This window comes from Citrobacter sp. wls619, from assembly GCF_005281345.1.
Classification (GTDB): Bacteria; Pseudomonadota; Gammaproteobacteria; order Enterobacterales; family Enterobacteriaceae; genus Citrobacter.
In genome coordinates, this window is record NZ_SZXJ01000095.1 from 221,322 (window position 1) to 239,398 (window position 18,077).

General features: G+C 50.8%; 15 protein-coding genes. 8 read left to right on the forward strand and 7 right to left on the reverse strand.

Going from position 1 to position 18,077, the window contains the following annotated elements; genetic code table 11:
* Positions 1-10: 10 nt before the first annotated feature.
* The 8 genes from btsT (at position 11) to symE (ending at position 13,373) form a co-directional block, all read left to right on the forward strand.
* A complete protein-coding gene (btsT, locus tag FDX19_RS18385; RefSeq protein WP_115601038.1) occupies positions 11-2,161 on the forward strand; it encodes a pyruvate/proton symporter BtsT in 2,151 nt (716 codons plus the stop codon).
* A 201-nt stretch (positions 2,162-2,362) separates the two neighbouring features.
* Entirely contained in the window at positions 2,363-2,557 is a 195-nt protein-coding gene (locus tag FDX19_RS18390; RefSeq protein WP_003830038.1) for a YbdD/YjiX family protein, read from the forward strand.
* A 12-nt stretch (positions 2,558-2,569) separates the two neighbouring features.
* Positions 2,570-3,526, forward strand: a complete 957-nt coding sequence (gene yjiA / locus FDX19_RS18395) for a GTPase (RefSeq protein WP_137383828.1) — start codon at positions 2,570-2,572, stop codon at positions 3,524-3,526.
* Positions 3,527-3,712: 186 nt separating this feature from the next.
* Positions 3,713-5,560: a UvrD-helicase domain-containing protein gene (locus FDX19_RS18400; protein ID WP_137383829.1), complete on the forward strand. Its 1,848-nt coding sequence runs from the start codon at positions 3,713-3,715 to the stop codon at positions 5,558-5,560.
* Positions 5,561-5,888: 328 nt separating this feature from the next.
* On the forward strand, positions 5,889-8,234 hold the full coding sequence (locus FDX19_RS18405; RefSeq protein ID WP_137383830.1) for a class I SAM-dependent DNA methyltransferase: 2,346 nt from the start codon (positions 5,889-5,891) through the stop codon (positions 8,232-8,234).
* A complete protein-coding gene (locus FDX19_RS18410) occupies positions 8,234-9,544 on the forward strand; it encodes a restriction endonuclease subunit S (RefSeq protein WP_137383831.1) in 1,311 nt (436 codons plus the stop codon). The genes FDX19_RS18405 and FDX19_RS18410 overlap by 1 nt, the downstream gene beginning before the upstream one ends.
* Entirely contained in the window at positions 9,541-12,798 is a 3,258-nt protein-coding gene (locus FDX19_RS18415) for a type I restriction endonuclease subunit R (RefSeq protein ID WP_137383832.1), read from the forward strand. Before FDX19_RS18410 ends, FDX19_RS18415 begins: the two co-directional genes overlap by 4 nt.
* 230 nt (positions 12,799-13,028) lie before the next feature.
* On the forward strand, positions 13,029-13,373 hold the full coding sequence (symE, locus tag FDX19_RS18420; protein WP_137383833.1) for an endoribonuclease SymE: 345 nt from the start codon (positions 13,029-13,031) through the stop codon (positions 13,371-13,373).
* Positions 13,374-13,467: 94 nt separating this feature from the next.
* Here the strand turns inward: symE and tssD are convergent, their stop codons facing one another.
* The 7 genes from tssD to FDX19_RS18455 all read right to left on the reverse strand — a co-directional run bounded on the left by tssD (position 13,468) and on the right by FDX19_RS18455 (position 18,009).
* Positions 13,468-13,959: a type VI secretion system tube protein TssD gene (gene tssD / locus FDX19_RS18425; RefSeq protein WP_087052217.1), complete on the reverse strand. Its 492-nt coding sequence runs from the start codon at positions 13,957-13,959 to the stop codon at positions 13,468-13,470.
* Positions 13,960-14,466, reverse strand: a complete 507-nt coding sequence (locus tag FDX19_RS18430; protein WP_137383834.1) for a hypothetical protein — start codon at positions 14,464-14,466, stop codon at positions 13,960-13,962.
* Positions 14,466-14,828, reverse strand: a complete 363-nt coding sequence (locus FDX19_RS18435) for a tlde1 domain-containing protein (RefSeq protein WP_137383835.1) — start codon at positions 14,826-14,828, stop codon at positions 14,466-14,468. The genes FDX19_RS18430 and FDX19_RS18435 overlap by 1 nt, the downstream gene beginning before the upstream one ends.
* A gap of 277 nt (positions 14,829-15,105) precedes the next feature.
* Positions 15,106-16,170, reverse strand: coding sequence for a DUF2955 domain-containing protein (locus tag FDX19_RS18440; protein WP_137383836.1), 1,065 nt, complete (start codon positions 16,168-16,170; stop codon positions 15,106-15,108).
* Entirely contained in the window at positions 16,160-17,227 is a 1,068-nt protein-coding gene (locus FDX19_RS18445) for an HlyD family secretion protein (protein WP_137383837.1), read from the reverse strand. The genes FDX19_RS18440 and FDX19_RS18445 overlap by 11 nt, the downstream gene beginning before the upstream one ends.
* A 6-nt stretch (positions 17,228-17,233) precedes the next feature.
* Positions 17,234-17,698 (reverse strand): MarR family winged helix-turn-helix transcriptional regulator, encoded by a 465-nt coding sequence (locus tag FDX19_RS18450; RefSeq protein WP_008786106.1) that lies wholly within the window; start codon positions 17,696-17,698, stop codon positions 17,234-17,236.
* 146 nt (positions 17,699-17,844) lie between these two features.
* Positions 17,845-18,009, reverse strand: a complete 165-nt coding sequence (locus tag FDX19_RS18455; protein WP_137383838.1) for a DUF1127 domain-containing protein — start codon at positions 18,007-18,009, stop codon at positions 17,845-17,847.
* Positions 18,010-18,077 lie beyond the last annotated feature (68 nt).

Sequence of the window (18,077 nt, forward strand, 5' to 3'; positions counted from 1 at the left end):
AGGTTTTACTATGGATACGAAAAAGATATTCAAGCACATACCCTGGGTCATTCTCGGCATCATCGGTGCATTCTGCCTCTCGGTAGTGGCATTACGTCGGGGTGAACACATCAGCGCCCTGTGGATCGTGGTCGCCTCGGTTTCCGTTTATCTGGTGGCCTATCGTTACTACAGTCTCTACATCGCTCAAAAGGTGATGAAACTTGACCCCACGCGTGCCACGCCGGCGGTCATCAACAATGATGGTCTGAACTACGTACCAACTAACCGTAACGTGTTGTTTGGTCACCACTTTGCCGCTATCGCCGGGGCAGGTCCGCTGGTTGGGCCGGTACTGGCTGCGCAGATGGGCTACCTGCCCGGTACGCTGTGGCTGCTGGCCGGTGTAGTACTGGCTGGTGCGGTGCAGGACTTCATGGTGCTGTTTATCTCTTCACGCCGTAACGGCGCCTCTCTGGGTGAGATGATCAAAGAAGAGATGGGCCCGGTACCGGGAACCATTGCGCTGTTCGGTTGCTTCTTAATCATGATCATTATCCTCGCGGTACTGGCGTTGATCGTGGTAAAAGCGCTGGCAGAAAGCCCGTGGGGTGTATTCACCGTCTGCTCAACCGTACCTATCGCGCTGTTCATGGGGATCTACATGCGATTCCTGCGTCCAGGACGTGTGGGTGAAGTGTCGGTGATTGGTATTGTGCTGCTGGTGGCGTCTATCTACTTCGGCGGCGTGATTGCGCACGACCCGTACTGGGGCCCGGCGCTGACCTTTAAAGACACCACCATTACCTTCACCCTGATCGGTTACGCGTTTATCTCCGCGCTGCTGCCGGTATGGCTGATCCTTGCGCCACGTGATTACCTGGCCACCTTCCTGAAAATCGGCGTTATCGTTGGTCTGGCAGTGGGGATTGTTATCCTCAACCCGGAACTGAAAATGCCGGCAATGACTCAGTATGTTGATGGTACGGGTCCGCTGTGGAAAGGTGCGCTGTTCCCATTCCTGTTCATCACCATCGCCTGTGGTGCGGTATCTGGCTTCCACGCGCTGATTGCTTCTGGTACCACACCGAAGCTGCTGGCCTGTGAAACCGACGCGCGCTTTATCGGTTATGGCGCGATGCTGATGGAATCCTTCGTCGCAATTATGGCGCTGGTTGCTGCTTCCATCATCGAACCGGGTCTGTACTTCGCAATGAACACCCCGCCTGCGGGCCTTGGCATCACCATGCCGAACCTGCATGAAATGGGGGGTGAAAATGCACCGCTGATTATGGCGCAACTGAAAGACGTCACCGCACATGCGGCGGCAACCGTCAGTTCCTGGGGCTTCGTCATTTCGCCTGAGCAGATCCTGCAAACCGCGAAAGACATCGGTGAACCGTCCGTTCTGAACCGCGCAGGTGGCGCACCGACGCTGGCTGTCGGTATCGCTCACGTGTTCCACAAAGTCCTGCCGATGGCTGATATGGGCTTCTGGTACCACTTCGGTATTCTGTTTGAAGCACTGTTCATCCTGACCGCACTGGATGCAGGTACCCGTTCTGGCCGCTTTATGCTGCAAGACTTGCTGGGTAACTTCGTCCCATTCCTGAAGAAAACCGACTCTCTGGTTGCCGGTGTCGTCGGTACTGCGGGCTGCGTAGGCCTGTGGGGCTACCTGCTGTATCAGGGCGTGGTTGACCCGCTGGGCGGCGTTAAGAGCCTGTGGCCGCTGTTCGGTATCTCTAACCAGATGCTGGCTGCCGTGGCGCTGGTTCTCGGCACCGTGGTGCTGGTTAAAATGCAGCGTACCAAATACATCTGGGTGACCGTGGTTCCGGCAGTATGGCTGCTGATCTGCACCACCTGGGCGCTGGGTCTGAAACTGTTCAGCACCAACCCGCAGATGGAAGGCTTCTTCTTCATGGCGAATCAGTACAAAGAGAAGATTGCCAACGGCGGCGAACTGACCGCACAGCAGATTGCCAACATGAACCATATCGTCATCAACAACTACACCAACGCCGGCCTGAGTATTCTGTTCCTGGTGGTGGTGTACAGCATCATTTTCTACGGGTTCCGTACCTGGCAGAAAGCCCGCACTATCAACGGTCGCTCTGATAAAGAGACGCCGTATGTACCGGTGCCGGAAGGCGGCGTGAAGACCTCTTCACACCACTAACCTGAAGCCGGGTGGCGAGCGCTTACCCGGCCTCGATCACTTAGTGCCGCAGGCGTAATTGGCGCAGTCAGTTTGGCCGCGGACAGCGCGCAGCAACCGGAGCGTACACGCAGTACGTGAGGATTGCGAGCACTGCCCGCGGTCAAAATGGCAAGTGAAATAGCCTGCATCTACGAGCTCAACATATATCCGGGGCGTTCCATGTTTGGTACTTTAGGTCAGGCAAAGAAGTATCTCGGTCAGGCGGCGAAGATGCTGATTGGTATTCCGGACTACGACAACTACGTCGAGCACATGAAGACCAACCATCCCGATAAGCCGTACATGACCTACGAAGAATTCTTCCGCGAGCGCCAGGAAGCCCGCTACGGTAGCGGCGGAAGCAGTTGCTGTTAGAAGGAGAAGTGAATGACCCCGATTGCAGTTACCCTACTCACCGGTTTTCTTGGCGCGGGTAAAACCACCCTGCTACGCCATATTCTCAACGAGCAGCACGGCTACAAGATTGCCGTTATCGAAAACGAATTCGGCGAAGTCTCGGTGGACGATCAGCTGATTGGCGACCGCGCCACGCAGATCAAAACCCTGACCAACGGCTGCATTTGCTGTACCCGTTCCAGTGAGCTGGAAGACGCACTGTTAGACCTGCTCGACAACCTCGACAAAGGCGCGATCAATTTTGACCGTCTGGTGATCGAATGCACCGGCATGGCTGACCCCGGCCCGATTATTCAGACCTTTTTCTCCCATGAAGTGATTTGCGAACGTTACCTGCTGGACGGCGTAATTGCGCTGGTTGACGCGGTACATGCCGACGATCAGATGAACCAGTTCACCATCGCCCAGTCGCAGGTCGGCTACGCGGACCGCATCCTGCTGACCAAAACCGATGTCGCGGGTGTTAGCGAGAAACTGCGCGAACGCCTGGCGCGCATCAACGCCCGCGCCCCGGTGTATACCGTGACCCATGGCGACATCGACCTCTCCCTGCTGTTTGACACCAACGGGTTTATGCTGGAGGAGAACGTGGTCAGCGCCAAACCGCGCTTCCACTTTATCGCCGACAAGCAAAACGATATCTCCTCGATCGTCGTCGAGCTGGATTACCCGGTCAACATCAGCGACGTGTCGCGAGTGATGGAAAACCTGCTGCTGGAATCCGCCGAGAAGCTACTGCGCTACAAAGGTATGCTGTGGATTGAAGGCGAGCCGAACCGACTGCTGTTCCAGGGCGTTCAGCGCCTGTACAGCGCCGACTGGGACCGCCCGTGGGGCGACGAGCAACCGCACAGCCAACTGGTGTTTATCGGCATTAATTTGCCGGAAGACGAGATCCGAGCCGCGTTTGCGGGATTGAAGAAGTAAACAGCCGCTCCCTTTTATTTGTGAAAGGGAGCAAATATCTCCGAAGCAAATATCTCGCATCACGCTTTCTGTTTGCAATATTGTCTGTTAATGTCATTAACCATGATGAATTCATGTTTTCATTAATATCCATCAGAATATTAATTTAGCATATGTATATAATTTTCATGAATTGGTAGGCGTAACATGGCAATCATTATTCCCACAATAAGCAGTTGTAGCGAGAAAATTACTGCCGGCGAGAAAAGACTGGCAAGACTTCTGGAAGGGGGACTCAGCGAACAGTGTACCTGCTGGTATGACACCCGAATGGGGGACAAACAAGAGCATCCGGATTTTGTCATTCTAACCCCCGAAAAAGGTTTGTTATTTATAGAAGTGAAAGACTGGTTTATTACAAAAATCAAATCCGCCAACAAATCACATATTCATTATGAAACTAAAGACGGCATTCAACCGTTCAAAAATCCGCTCGAACAGGTTCGTCAATATACCTTTCACACTATCGATAGCCTAAAAAAAGATCCGCTGCTTCGCCAGCAACAAGGAGATTATGAAGGCCACTTTATTATGCCGTATGGATTCGGTGTTTATTTGAGCAATATCACCCGAGCACAGCTAGAAAAGAGTTTCACTCCCGAAGCGCTAAATGAACTATTCCCAGCCAGTCAGGTTATTTGCAAAGACGAGCTCAGCGAGTTCATGACCAGGGAACAAATCTCTGCCCGGCTCGAATCCCTTCTCAGACATAATTTCACTCATCACACAACACCACAGCAACTCGACCGTATTCGATGGCATCTATATCCCGATGTACGCATTAACGCATCCGTTACGCAGGTTGATCTGGACAATTTTACGTTCCACACCCCTGATGTGGTTTGCATGATGGACAGGAACCAGGAACAACTCGCCAGAAGCATGGGTGCAGGACACCGCGTTATTCATGGCGTGGCAGGATCCGGTAAAACGCTCATTTTGCACCACCGTTGTATTGAGCTTGCCAACAATATTGAAAACACCAAGCCGATCCTGGTAATTTGCTACAACATCACACTGGCCAAAAAACTCAAATCACAGCTTGAGCAGCACACTTTAAGACTTCCCGTCGAAGTCATCCATTTTCATGCCTGGTGTTATCAGCAGTTAAATGCACATCATTGTCTTCCGCCGAAAAGCAAAAACTTTATTGAGCTGATGGAAAATGCGCTGACGGTGGCATTTGAAGAGGGGATTATAAAACCGGAGCAATACAGCGCAGTCCTGATAGATGAGGGACACGATTTCAAACCGGAGTGGCTGAGAATACTCGCACGTATGCCGGACAACAAAGATAACTCACTTCTTTTCCTCTACGATGACGCCCAGTCTATCTACCAGAAAAAGAAAGCCCTCGACTTCACACTCTCTAGTGTCAATATTAAGGCCCTCGGCCGCACTACGATCCTGAATACCAACTATCGTAATACCCGGCAAATACTCCATTTCGCCAGCAGCATGGCGTTTAACTACCTCAATAATCACATTGAAGCCGCGCTCAAATACCAACAGCCCGATGCGGGTGGATTGTCCGGAAATTACCCGGCACTGGCCAGCTTTGATAATCAGGACGAGGAGATTACCCACGTTCTCGACTGGGTTACAGAGCAGCGGCAGCAAGGGGTTGCATGGTCAGAGATCGCCATACTTTGCCCTTCAACCTACAGCATTTCGGGGATGCTGGGGCCACGTCTCGCGGCACGTAGCATCCCCTACCAAATGATTGTGACCAGCGATGACAAAAAACACTGGTCGCCGCAAAATGATTTCCTTTGTGTAATGCCTTTACCAAGCAGTAAGGGACTTGAATTTCACTCAGTGGCTATTATGGATGCCGCAAAGGAAAGGGATGAGGAAGATCTGAGTGATGACATCAAGCGGCTGTATGTCGGATTTACCCGCGCGCGCCAGAATCTTTTGGTGACAATGCACGGGACAGGGAACTTGCACGACCATCTTATCAACACCTACGAAAATAGCGCAAAGGTGATCTAACGGAGCCACGCCAGGAATCCGTAAACATTCCCCTCTCCCTACAGCGGAGAGGGATGAATTCTATTTTTACCCTTCCATTTCCCGTAGGCCGGATAAGGCGCAGCCGCCATCAGGCATATCTCCCCAACCGTTTATCGCATTCTTGCAGAACAAGAATGCTGTTTTTCCTCTCTCCTAAAAACATTCATTAAAATGATCTTTAGCTGTAAACGATCACTAGAAATTATAAAAACTCGTTATAAATGATCAACTTACAAATTTCTGGTAAAAAGGAGATTATCTACCCGAAGAAAAAATAAGCCTCTTCACAGAGGCCAGGACAGTATTTATGACATCAGGAAATTTCACCCAGACGGCCGCTTTTCTTTGGTCGGTCGCCGACCTGCTGCGCGGCGATTTTAAACAATCACAATATGGCCGCATTATTCTCCCCTTCACCCTGCTGCGCCGACTGGAGTGTGTACTCGAAGACAGCAAAGAGGCCGTACTTGCTCAGGCAGAAAAAATTAAAGCACTCAATTTGCCGGAAGAAGCGCAAGAGAAGATGCTCCTGCGCGCCGCAGATGGCCTGACGTTCTTTAACACCTCGCCGATGGACCTCAGCAAGATGGGGCAAAACGGCATCAAAGCCAATCTGGAGAAATATGTTCAGTCCTTCTCCACCGATGCCCGTGAGATTTTCGATCACTTCAAGTTCAGCGAGTTTGTCAGTCAACTGGAAGAAGCCAATCTGCTGTATAAGGTGGTGCAGAAGTTTGCGACGGCGGATTTAAGCCCGAACGCCATTTCCAACCATGAAATGGGTCTGGTGTTTGAAGAGCTAATCCGCCGCTTTGCCGAAGGGTCTAACGAAACCGCCGGCGAGCACTTCACTCCACGCGATATCGTACGCCTGACCACTTCGCTGGTATTCATCGGCGACGACGACGCGCTCACCAAAGACGGTATCATCCGCACCATCTACGACCCAACGGCGGGCACTGGCGGGTTTCTCTCCTCCGGGATGGAATATCTGCACGAACTCAACCCCAACGCGGTGATGCGCGCTTTTGGCCAGGAGCTAAACCCGGAATCGTACGCTATCTGTAAGGCCGACATGCTGCTCAAAGGCCAGGATGTCAGCCGCATCAAGCTCGGAAATACGCTTTCAAACGATCAGTTACCCGCCGAGAAATTCGATTACATGCTCTCCAACCCGCCGTTTGGTGTGGACTGGAAAAAGATCGAAGGCGAGATCGGCGACGAGCACGCACAGAAAGGTTTTGACGGACGCTTTGGCCCCGGCCTGCCTCGCGTCTCCGATGGATCCTTACTGTTCCTGCTGCATTTGATCAGCAAAATGCGCGATGCCCACAGCGGCGGCGGGCGCATCGGCATCATCCTCAACGGCTCCCCGTTGTTTACCGGCGGCGCGGGCAGCGGCGAAAGCGAGATCCGCCGTTATATCCTCGAAGTCGACCTGCTGGAAGGCATCATCGCCCTGCCAACCGATATGTTCTACAACACCGGCATCGCCACCTACGTGTGGATCCTCTCCAACAAGAAAGCGCCGGAGCGCAGAGGCAAAGTCCAGCTTATTGATGGCAGCAACCTGTGCGGCAAAATGCGCAAGTCGCTGGGTTCAAAGCGTAATCTAATGGGGGAAGACGATATCCGGCTCATCACCCGAACCTTCGGCGATTTTGAGGCGATAGAGACCACCACGCTGGAAGCACTGGGCCTGGAAAAAGTACCGGAGCAAAAATCCAGTCGTGGTCGTCAGTCTGCAACCGCGAAAAGCGAAGCGCCGAAAACCTTCGCCAGCAAACTCTTCAACAGCACCGATTTTGGCTATCGCCGCCTGACCATTGAGCGCCCGCTGCGCCTGTCGGCACAAATTACCGATGAGGCCATCGCCACTTTACGTTTCGCGCCAAAACCGTTTAACGCGCCGATGGAATGCCTGTTTGACGCGTTTGCCGCCCAATGGCTGACAGATAGTTACGGTGACTTCTCTGCGTTAGAAACCGAAGCCCGCGCCATTATCAAGACCGAGTTTACCGAGCTGAGAGAGAAGCAAATCAAAGATCTGCTCGACAGCAAGCTGTGGCTGGCCCAGCGCGGATTAATGGAAAAAGCCCGACATATTCAGGCCGCATTTGGCGATAAGCCTGGCGGTATTTTCGGCGTCAGCGATGACTTTAATCAGTTCCAGATTGACTTAAAAAGTGCGCTAAAAACCGCCGGTGTGAAGCTGGATACCAAAGAGAATAAGCAGTTTATTGACGCGGTAACCCGCAAAAACCCGGACGCCGCGCCGGTGGTGAAGAAGATATTAAAAGAAGACGCCCAGCCGCTGTACGGCGCGTTTGCCTATCGTGGGCAGGTGGTGGAGTTTGAGCAGGACGGCGATCTGCGCGATAACGAAAACGTACCGCTCAATCCCGCCGTTTCCACCAGCGATTTGATCGAGAGCTACGTCAAAGCGGAAGTGTTGCCGCACGTGGCGGACGCGTGGATTAACGCCGATAAGCGCGACGCGATTGATGGCGAGATCGGCATTGTCGGCTACGAGATCCCGTTTAACCGTCATTTCTATGTGTACACCCCGCCGCGATCGCTGGAAGAGATTGATGCTGATTTAGATGCGGTAAGTGTCGAGATTATGCAGTTGCTAAGGGAGGTGCACTCCTGATGGCTAAGTATAAGGCGTATCCAGAGTATAAGGATTCTGGGGTGGAGTGGTTGGGGGAGATACCTGCTCATTGGAATATAAAACGGTTAGGTCAGTTTTTTGACGAACGAAGAGAAAAAGTTAGTGATAAAGATTACCCTGCTTTATCAGTTACAATGCAAGGTATAGTTCCTCAACTCGATACAGCTGCGAAGACTGAAGCAGGAGATAACCGTAAATTAGTTTTAAAAGATGATTTTGTAATAAATAGCCGTTCTGACAGAAAAGGATCTGCAGGTGTATCACGATTAAATGGTTCAGTCTCGTTAATAAGTATCGTCATGCGCCCTAGAAATATCAATCCAAAGTTTGCTCATCACTTGCTCAGGAGTTGTCCATTCCAGGAGGAGTTTTACCGCTACGGAAAAGGGATCGTGGCAGATTTATGGAGCACAAAATCCTCTGAAATGAAAAATATATTACTCCCAGAAATTCAATTTTCTGAAAGCGAAAAAATTGCAAATTTTCTAGATCACGAAACTGCAAAAATCGACAGCCTTATTGAGAAACAACAACAACTTATTGAACTGCTAAAAGAAAAACGTCAGGCTGTGATTAGCCATGCGGTGACCAAAGGGCTAAATCCTGATGTACCGATGAAAGATTCAGGTATTGAGTGGTTGGATTCTATCCCCTCGTCATGGGAAGTTAAACCAACGTATGCCATATGTTCAGATTCTACCGAAAAAAACACTGATGGTTTAGAAAATAATGTACTTTCATTAAGTTATGGCAATATTATAAAAAGAAAAACTGATACAAATTTCGGATTATTACCTGACTCATTTAACACTTATCAGATAGTAAAAGATGGAGATATAATACTAAGGCTAACTGACTTACAAAATGATAAAAATAGTTTACGGGTTGGACTAGTGACCCAGAGTGGAATTATTACACCGGCTTATTTAAAGCTTAGCGTAAAACACGCTATAACACCATCATTTTCATATTACCTACTTCATACCTATGATATTTTTAAAGTGTTTTATGGCATGGGCGGAGGCCTGAGACAATCAATGAAATTTGAAGATTTTCGTAGATTACCACTGCTAATACCATCGAAAATAGAACAAGAGAGTATCGTCACTTTCATTGATAAAAAAATCATCAAAATCGACATCCTAATCGAAAAACAACTCCAGCAAATCGCCCTCCTCAAAGAACGCCGCACCGCCCTGATCTCCGCCGCCGTCACCGGTAAAATCGACATCCGCCACTGGCGCGCTCCAGACGAGCAAACCACAACCGAAGCGGAGGTTGCTGTATGACCACCGACATCACCCGCGAGATCAACCTGCAAAACGACATCATCCGCCAGATGTCCGCCAACGGCTGGGTCGTCGGCAAAAGTGACGGCTACGATCGCGAACGCGCGCTCTACGTACAGGACACGCTGCAATTCGTGCAAACCACCCAGCCGCAGGAGTGGGAAAAGTTTGCGAAGGTTTACCCCAACGACACCGAACGTCATTTTCTCGATAACCTGGTCACTCAACTGCAAAAAGCCGACATTAACGCCACCGATATGCTGTCGCGCAGCTGGGGCACGCTCGGCGTACTGCGTCATGGTCTGAAGATCCGTAACGCCCGCTTTTTTCTCTGCCAGTTTAAACCGGAGCACACACTCAACCCGGACACCCTAGCGCGCTATCGGCAGAATCGCTGCCGGATCGTGCCGGAGCTGGTTTACAGCCCTTACGCCAACGCAGCCGATGACAATGAACTGAAAGCCAAACGCTGGCGCATCGATCTGGTGCTGTTTATCAACGGTCTGCCGGTCGCCACGCTGGAGTTGAAATCCGAGTTTAAGCAGGCGGTGCAGAACGCCATCACGCAGTATAAGAAAACCCGGCTGCCGAAAGACCCAACCACCAATAAGCCCGAGCCGCTGCTGACCTTTAAGCGCGGGGCGCTGGTGCACTTCGCCGTCAACCAGTTCGACGTCTATATGGCGACCAAACTCGCGGGCGACGACACCTTTTTCCTGCCGTTCAACAAAGGCACCACAGCAGGCGGCGCGGGCAATGACATCCCGGAAGACGCGGGCCGCTATGCGACCGACTATCTGTGGAACGAAGTGCTGCAGCCGGATAACCTGCTGAAAATCCTCGCCAGTTTTGTACATCTACAGATCGAAGAGAAAGAAGACTGGAACGGGCAGAAGTACAAAAAAGAGAGTCTGATTTTCCCGCGCTATCACCAGTGGGATGTGGTCAACAAACTGCTGCAGGCCGCGGCGATCGAGGGGACCGGCAACAAATATCTGATCCAGCACAGCGCCGGTTCCGGCAAGTCGAACTCCATTGCCTGGACTGCGCACCAGCTTTCTCGCCTGTATGATGACAGCGGCGAGAAACAGTTTCACTCGGTCATTGTGGTCACCGACCGCACGGTGCTTGACGATCAGCTGCAGGACACCATCTACCAGTTTGAACATGCCGACGGCGTGGTCGGGCGCATCAATAATAAAGAGGGCGATGGCTCCAAATCAGAAAAGCTGGCCAGCGCGCTGGAACACTCGCAGCCGATTATTATCGTCACCATCCAGACCTTCCCGTTCGTGCTGAAAGCGATTGAAAATAGCGTCAGCCTGAAACAGCGTAAATACGCGGTGATTGCCGATGAAGCGCACTCGTCGCAAAGCGGATCCACGGCGCGACAGCTAAAAGAAGTGCTGATGAGCGAAGAGCGGGATGACGACACGGTACTGTCGTCAGAAGACAGCCTCAACGCCACTATTGCCGCGCGTCGCAACAGCGGCAATCTGAACTATTATGCGTTCACCGCCACGCCGAAGGCCAAAACGCTGGAGCTTTTTGGTCGCCTCCCGCACCCAGGCGAACCGGCATCGGCCACCAACAAACCGGCGGCATTCCACGTATACACCATGCGTCAGGCCATTGAGGAAGGCTTTATTCTTGATGTGCTGAAAAACTACACCAGCTATAAAGTGGCGTATCAGCTGCTGCAAAAGCTGGAAGATAAAGACCGCGAAGTAGACAGCAATTGGGCCAAAATCAGGCTGAACCAGTGGGTGACGCTGCACGATTACAACGTCTCGCAGAAGGTGAAAGTGATCGTCGAGCACTTTCGCAAGCATGTGATGAACCTGCTCGGCGGGCAGGCAAAAGCGATGGTGGTCACCAGTTCACGCAAGGCAGCGGTACGTTACAAACTGGCATTTGATAAATACATCGCCGAAAACCGCTATGCAAAAATCAGCGCCATGGTGGCGTTTTCCGGCGAAGTCGAGTTTCAGGAGAGCGACCCTAACAGCGACGCATTACTGAACCAGAAATTCACCGAAGCAAACATGAATCCGGGGCTGAAAGGCCGGGATATGCGCAAAGAGTTCGATAGCGATGATTATCAGGTGATGCTGGTTGCCAATAAATTCCAGACCGGTTTTGACCAGCCTAAGCTGTGCGCCATGTATGTCGATAAAGCCCTCGGCGGCGTTGAGTGCGTCCAGACGCTTTCGCGTCTGAATCGTACCTATCCGGGCAAAGCGGAGTCCGGCACTTTTGTGCTCGATTTTTATAACGAGCCGCAGGATATTCTGGATGCCTTCCAGCCCTATTATCAGACCGCCGAGCTGACCGACGTCAGCGATCCCCAGCAGGTATTTGATCTGTTTGAGAAACTGCGTGCCAGCCAGATTTTCCAGTGGAACGAGGTGGATCAGTTCTGTGACGCGTTTTTTACAAAGAATAAATCTAACGCCGCCATCAGTAATATCTGCCGCCCGGCCGTTGAGCGCTGGCAGAAGCGCTATGCCCTCGCCATCGACGCTTATCTGACCGCCAAAGAGATGTTCGAAAGAACCCAAAAAACCGGTGATGTGGTGCTGATCACCAATGCCGAAAACAGCTTCAAAGCCTGCAAGCAGGAAAAAGATCGGCTGGAGATTTTCAAGAAGGATCTCGGCAGCTTTGTGCGTTTCTACGAGTTTATGTCGCAGATCGTCGAGTACGATGACAAAGATCTGGAAAAGCTCAGCTTGTTCGCCCGCCATTTAAGACCTTTGCTGCACGAACAGCGACTGGAGGAAGATGAGATCGATCTCAGCAACGTGGAGATGAGCCACTATCGCTTATCGAAGATCCACGAACAGCATCTGAAATTACAGGAAGATGCTGCGGAATATACGCTTGATCCCAGTAACGATGTGGGTACGGCAAAACCCAAAGACAAGAAAGAGGAATTTCTGTCGTATATTTTATCGCGAATGAATGAGCTGTTTATCACCGATCATCTGACGGATAAAGATATGCTCAGCAGCGCAATGACCGTGTTTAATAAAATCACTGAGAATGAAACCGTGATGAAACAAATAAAAAATAACAGCCCTGAGCAGGCAATATTAGGCGGTTTTTTCAAAGCGGTGGACGATGCGGTGATGGACAGCGACGAAGCGCGACAAGAATTTATGCTGCAGTATTTATCAAACCCGCAGTGCGCTAAGGGCTTTGCCCGCCTGATGTTTGATATGGCGACGGGTCATTTAACGTTGCCTGCATAGGGTGCTGATTATTGCCGGATGACGCTTTGATTATCCGGCCTACTTTTTATTTCCCTTCAATTTAATTCCCGCATTTATATTTCCAGTTACGTCGTTATTATTACCGATTTTTAGCTGGCTTTATTTTTATTTACTGGTTAGATTTACAGGTGTTATTTTTCGCAAGACGCCCGTGCTGCAACACGAGCGCCTCGCTAATCACAATCACTATTGGAATAGGAATAGAGACCATGACTACCCCGCATTCTATTGCAGAATTCACCGTTCCAGAAGTCTCCCCGGCAAATAATCGTCTGGGTACCGTCACTTATGCGAGTCGTTATCCGGATTACACGCATGTTCCGGCAATTATTATGAAAGGCCAGTGGCTGGCCGCCGCCGGTTTTTCCACCGGTACCCCATTCGATGTCAGAGTGATGCCCGGCTGCATTGTGCTGACGACAAAGCTGCCGGAGCCGGAAGAGCCGGCGTTATTACAGTCGCTGCGTCGGGTGTGCAAGCTGTCCGCACGTAAGCAACAGCAGGTGCAGGAGTTTATCAACGTGATTTCAGCGAAGTCGCGCAAGCAGGGATAACTTCTAAGATGCCAGACGGCGCTCAGGAGTATAAGCGCCGTGTATTGATTGCATTACGGCTCAGGGTGACATCATTTTATTCAGAGTCATTTACTCAAGACCCTATGCGATAATCCCAATCATCAGAGTGGACTATATTCCCATCATGATAGTGCCAGGTAATCTTCTTGTAGCGGAACTGAGCAAGTTCAAGATGGGTCTGTTTTTCGTAATAAGGATCTTTAACATCGTGCATCAGTGAAAAAATCGTAACGACTTTCACATCTTCCAGGGTTATCGTGAAATAGACCTCTTCCTGACCAGCATCATTTATTCGATAGAGATCAATAGCCGCTTTCCTTAATGTTTCTCCGGTACTTAATGCTTTATACAAAAGCACACTAGAAGCATCAATTTCCTTTTCAATTAAAAATGGACGATGTTGACGTTTACTCAATACCCTTCCATTATGCAAGTCAGAGTTGTAACTCACATTATGATACAAACCTAAAACCTCGATCTGATTTTCACGGTCTTTTACCATCACACTACCTTTGATAACATTACCAGCATCATCGATTAGTGACATATATCCAGGGATAGCCATTTATAAATCCTTATTAAAGGGAACAGAATTTTCGACAGTATTGATCATAACCGCAATACACTGCTTCCCTTCTGCCGTTTTGACCTTATACATTTCTCTGATGGAATTAACAAATAGCTTATTCATTTCTTCTTCTGACTCAGGGAAAGAGGCAAATGCACATATCTGCTCAATAGTCAGCAATGGTCTGTTATCGCTGAGAATAGCCAGAACACCGACTGGGTTATGTGGAATGGCTTCAGAAACCGCCCCCTGCAAATCCTCCGCAGTACTGGCATCTACTCCGGATTCCAGAGCACTTGCCACCGTTAACCAGTCATTATTACCTTTGCTAATTTCAGGAATAATATGGTTCCACCATTCTGATTCATCGTCATTATAAAGTTCGTGTACAACGGCATTTGCTCCTTTTTCATTTATCATCTGCAGAAGCTGAGGTGCAGTATGCTCTGTAGCGCAGGAGGCACCCGAAAGCATAAATAGAAAGAAGATAATAATAAATTTCATTATCTTACCACCAAAATTGTATCACCCGAATCGTAAATGGTTTGGCGCTTATCTTGTCCATTCATAATGATACATCCTGCAGATGCCGTTCCCGGTGGCAGCCCTTTTTTATCACCATGAATTTCGAAATAATCTCTGCCAAAAGTATTGGTCCCTGCAATAGGTTCGAGGATAATAGCGGAGGGACTTTTGTGATTATTCCATCCTGCAATAAAATAAACACCTCGTGGAATGGGACCCTTGTTACGAATGTGTTCACAGTTCGGTTTATCCTTTGATTCACCGGCACCACTGTAACAATAAGCAATTAACTTACCGTTATGACTCAGTATACCTGTCGATACTTTATATTCCCATGTCATATGATTTTACACCCTTTAAAATATAATAATCACGCTTATCATATTTAATCATAAAATTAAATTTGTTCATAAGGTCACAATTATTAAAATTCAGAATATTTATAATTTATATTTTTTCATTCCTCGAACAAATAAACCATATTCTGAATAATTAGATAAAGGTGAAGCAGCAGGCAATCCGAAAAACGCCCGGTGACGCTACTGCTTACCGGGCCTGGAAATTCCGCTCCCCGTAGGCCGGATAAGGCGCAGCCGCCATCCGGCACTCACTGCCCACTCACTCGGTAATCACAAACCGCGTCACGGCAAAGCAGTTCAACACCCGATGCACCAGAAATACCATGGTGAGCGTTGCCACCAGCGCGACGGTGACGGAGGTGATGCGGTACAAATCGCTGAATACCAGGTCCTGATCCGGGTGCAGGTTCTGGCCAAACATAATGCCAATGGTGGTGATACTGGCAAAACCCACGCCTGCACCGACCTTTTCCATTACGTGCAGGCGGGCGCTGAACGCCAGCCCGAGGCCAATCAGCGGCATCATCAGCACCATGTGGTTGCTGAAATCATAGATAAGCAGCTGCACCAGCAGAATATACAGGCAGGCCAGCACCACCCCGACCACACGCCAGATCGAGCTGATCACCGCGCCGCGGTAGTGCATCGGAAACAGGATCAAAATCCCTGCCATCAGCGCCGACAGCGAATCACTCAAATCACAGATCTGGAAGACCACAAAAATCATCGTTGCCACCGTACCGGAAAGCAGCGATTCATGGCGCACCCGGGCGGCATCTTTCTCTATGCGCTGCGGCGGCTGGCGCGGCTCCACGTCCGGGATCAGATAATGCAGCAGCGCGCTCAGCGCCACTGCCATGACGCAGGCTTCCATATTGGAGAACATCAGCGTATGCCAGTTGGTGGTGGGATAGCTCATAAAGTTGAGCATCGTGCTCTGGCACACCACACCCATCGAACCGAGCAGAAACAGCGGTCCTTTGCTCATAAAACGAAAACGCATCACGTACAGACCGAACACCACCAGCGTCATGATCAGCGGCCACTGTGAAAGATAGCCAACGATCAACACCATTTCGACACAGTTCACCGCCGCGCTGAACACGAACTGTGTTGCCACATGGCGGTTGAACACCGGCACCAGCGACAGCAGCATCAGCGGATAAACCACAAAAAACACGCCGTACTGCACGTTATAGAAGGTCGAGATACTCAGCGCGATTGTCCCGGCAACGGAGATACGCAGGGTCTGGCGAAAATCATTGGCGGTGTAGACAATATTCCCGTGCGGCGTAAAAACATGGGCCAGCGTATTAATAGACATAATGCAGCCAGCTAACGAGGTGGATCTGCGCCCCGGCAAAAGTGCGGGCGAACATCCCCTCGCTGTTATACAGCTGTACCGTGGCGCGCGCCCCGGTCGGTAACGGCGTGTCGAGCGGTTCGTTTAGCGCGACGTGAATACGCATACGCTGGGCATCGCGCACCCAGCGGGTTGACTGTTCCGGCTGCGACAGCTGGCCGTTAACCTGCTCCTGACCCGCCAGAATACCGGCATCGCTGCTGGTAACGCGGGCAGAGAAGACCTTGCCCGGCATGGCGTCGAACACTACGGCGGCATCGGTATCCACCCGAGTGTGGCGCAGGCTTTTCTCGCGAAAGTCAGCCACGATATCGGTCTGGTGGCTGACCAGCGCCAGCAGCGGCGTAGCCGCAGTGGCATACAGTCCGGGGTTGAGCTGGAGGTTGCTCACTGTGCCATCGGTTTCTGCATGCACCTTCGTCCAGCCGAGATTCAGCTGAGCCTCGTCCAGCGCATTGCGATATTTTTGCAGCGTCACGTTGCGGCCATCATCGCGCTCACCGCGCTGGATCAGCAGGTTCTGAATACTGGCACTCAGTGCGGCAACCGACTGTTCACTGGTCTGCCAGGTGGTACGCACCTTATCGAGATCGGACTGCGAGACGTTCTGCATCGTGCTCAGCCGCTGGTAGCGGTCAAAGGTGGTCTTATCGTTGCGGGCAGTGAATTGCGCGGTACGCAGATTGGCGCGGGCAGAGGCAATCTGCGCGTCCAGCTGTTGATTGCTCAATTTCGCCTGCTCAAGGGCGATTTGCGCGGCTTCGACCTTATTGATAAACGGTGTCGGATCCAGCTCGTACAGCAAGTCGCCCTTCTTCACCTGGCTATTATTGTGCACATAAACCTGCGAGACGTAGCCGGAAACGCGTGAGGAAACGGGCGTTACCACACGCATCACCGTCGAGTCCGGCGTCAGCGGGATCCAGATATCGGCAACGATAAACCAGGCGAATACTACCAGGAAAGCGGCAATACTCACCCTTACCCAACGGGCAAATTTTTGTTCTGGGGTCATCATAGTTTTTTAGATCTTGTTATCTTCTTCGCGGATTGTCCGCAGATTGCAGGCGATTTGATTGAGCGTAGCGCTGAAGGAAGCGAGTTCCGCCTCAGGAATGGTGCAGGTGACGCGATGTTGATATGTCTCAATCACCCGGTTAAGTTCGTCCAGCCTTGCGCGGCCTTGTGCGGTCAGCGCCAGCAGGCGGATGCGTTTGTCATAAGGCGATGTGGAACGCAGTAGATAGCCCTGCTTTTCCAGCTGCGAGAGGGTGCGCATCAGCGGCGGTAGTTCAATGCCCTGCATTTGTGCCAGTTCACTGACCGAGACGTTGTCTCCCAGTTGATACAGTTGCATCAGTACCGTCCAGCTGGACTGCGTCAGGCCAGTATCGGTAATGGCAGCATCAATAATGGCCCGCCACTGGCGCACCACCATTGCCATGCGCATTCCCATTGGTCGGCGGGCAAACAGTTCATCTTCAGTCATGTTTCTTTTCCCTCATCGCTGAGAAGAAAATAATACTTATCAGGGTAAGTATCAAGAAACGGACTAACCAGAAGCATGAATTGATAAATATCATGAATGTAAAAGAGGCCGGGAGATAATCCCCAGCCTCTGTCGATAAAAGAAAGTCACTCCACCTGATCGCGTCGTAGCCCGACGTCCCGCAGCCGCTCATCACTCATCTGATGCAACACACGTCGCGTTTGCGCCCGTAGTTGCCACCGTTTTATCGCCTGCCAGATCTGCACAAATCCAATAAACGGCTGCTTTGCTTTATTCTCGTGAAATTCCATACCTTGCCTCCCCGTCTTGCCAGAGGCTTTATCTTCACGGATTTGGCCCGGAACAATACAGACTCACA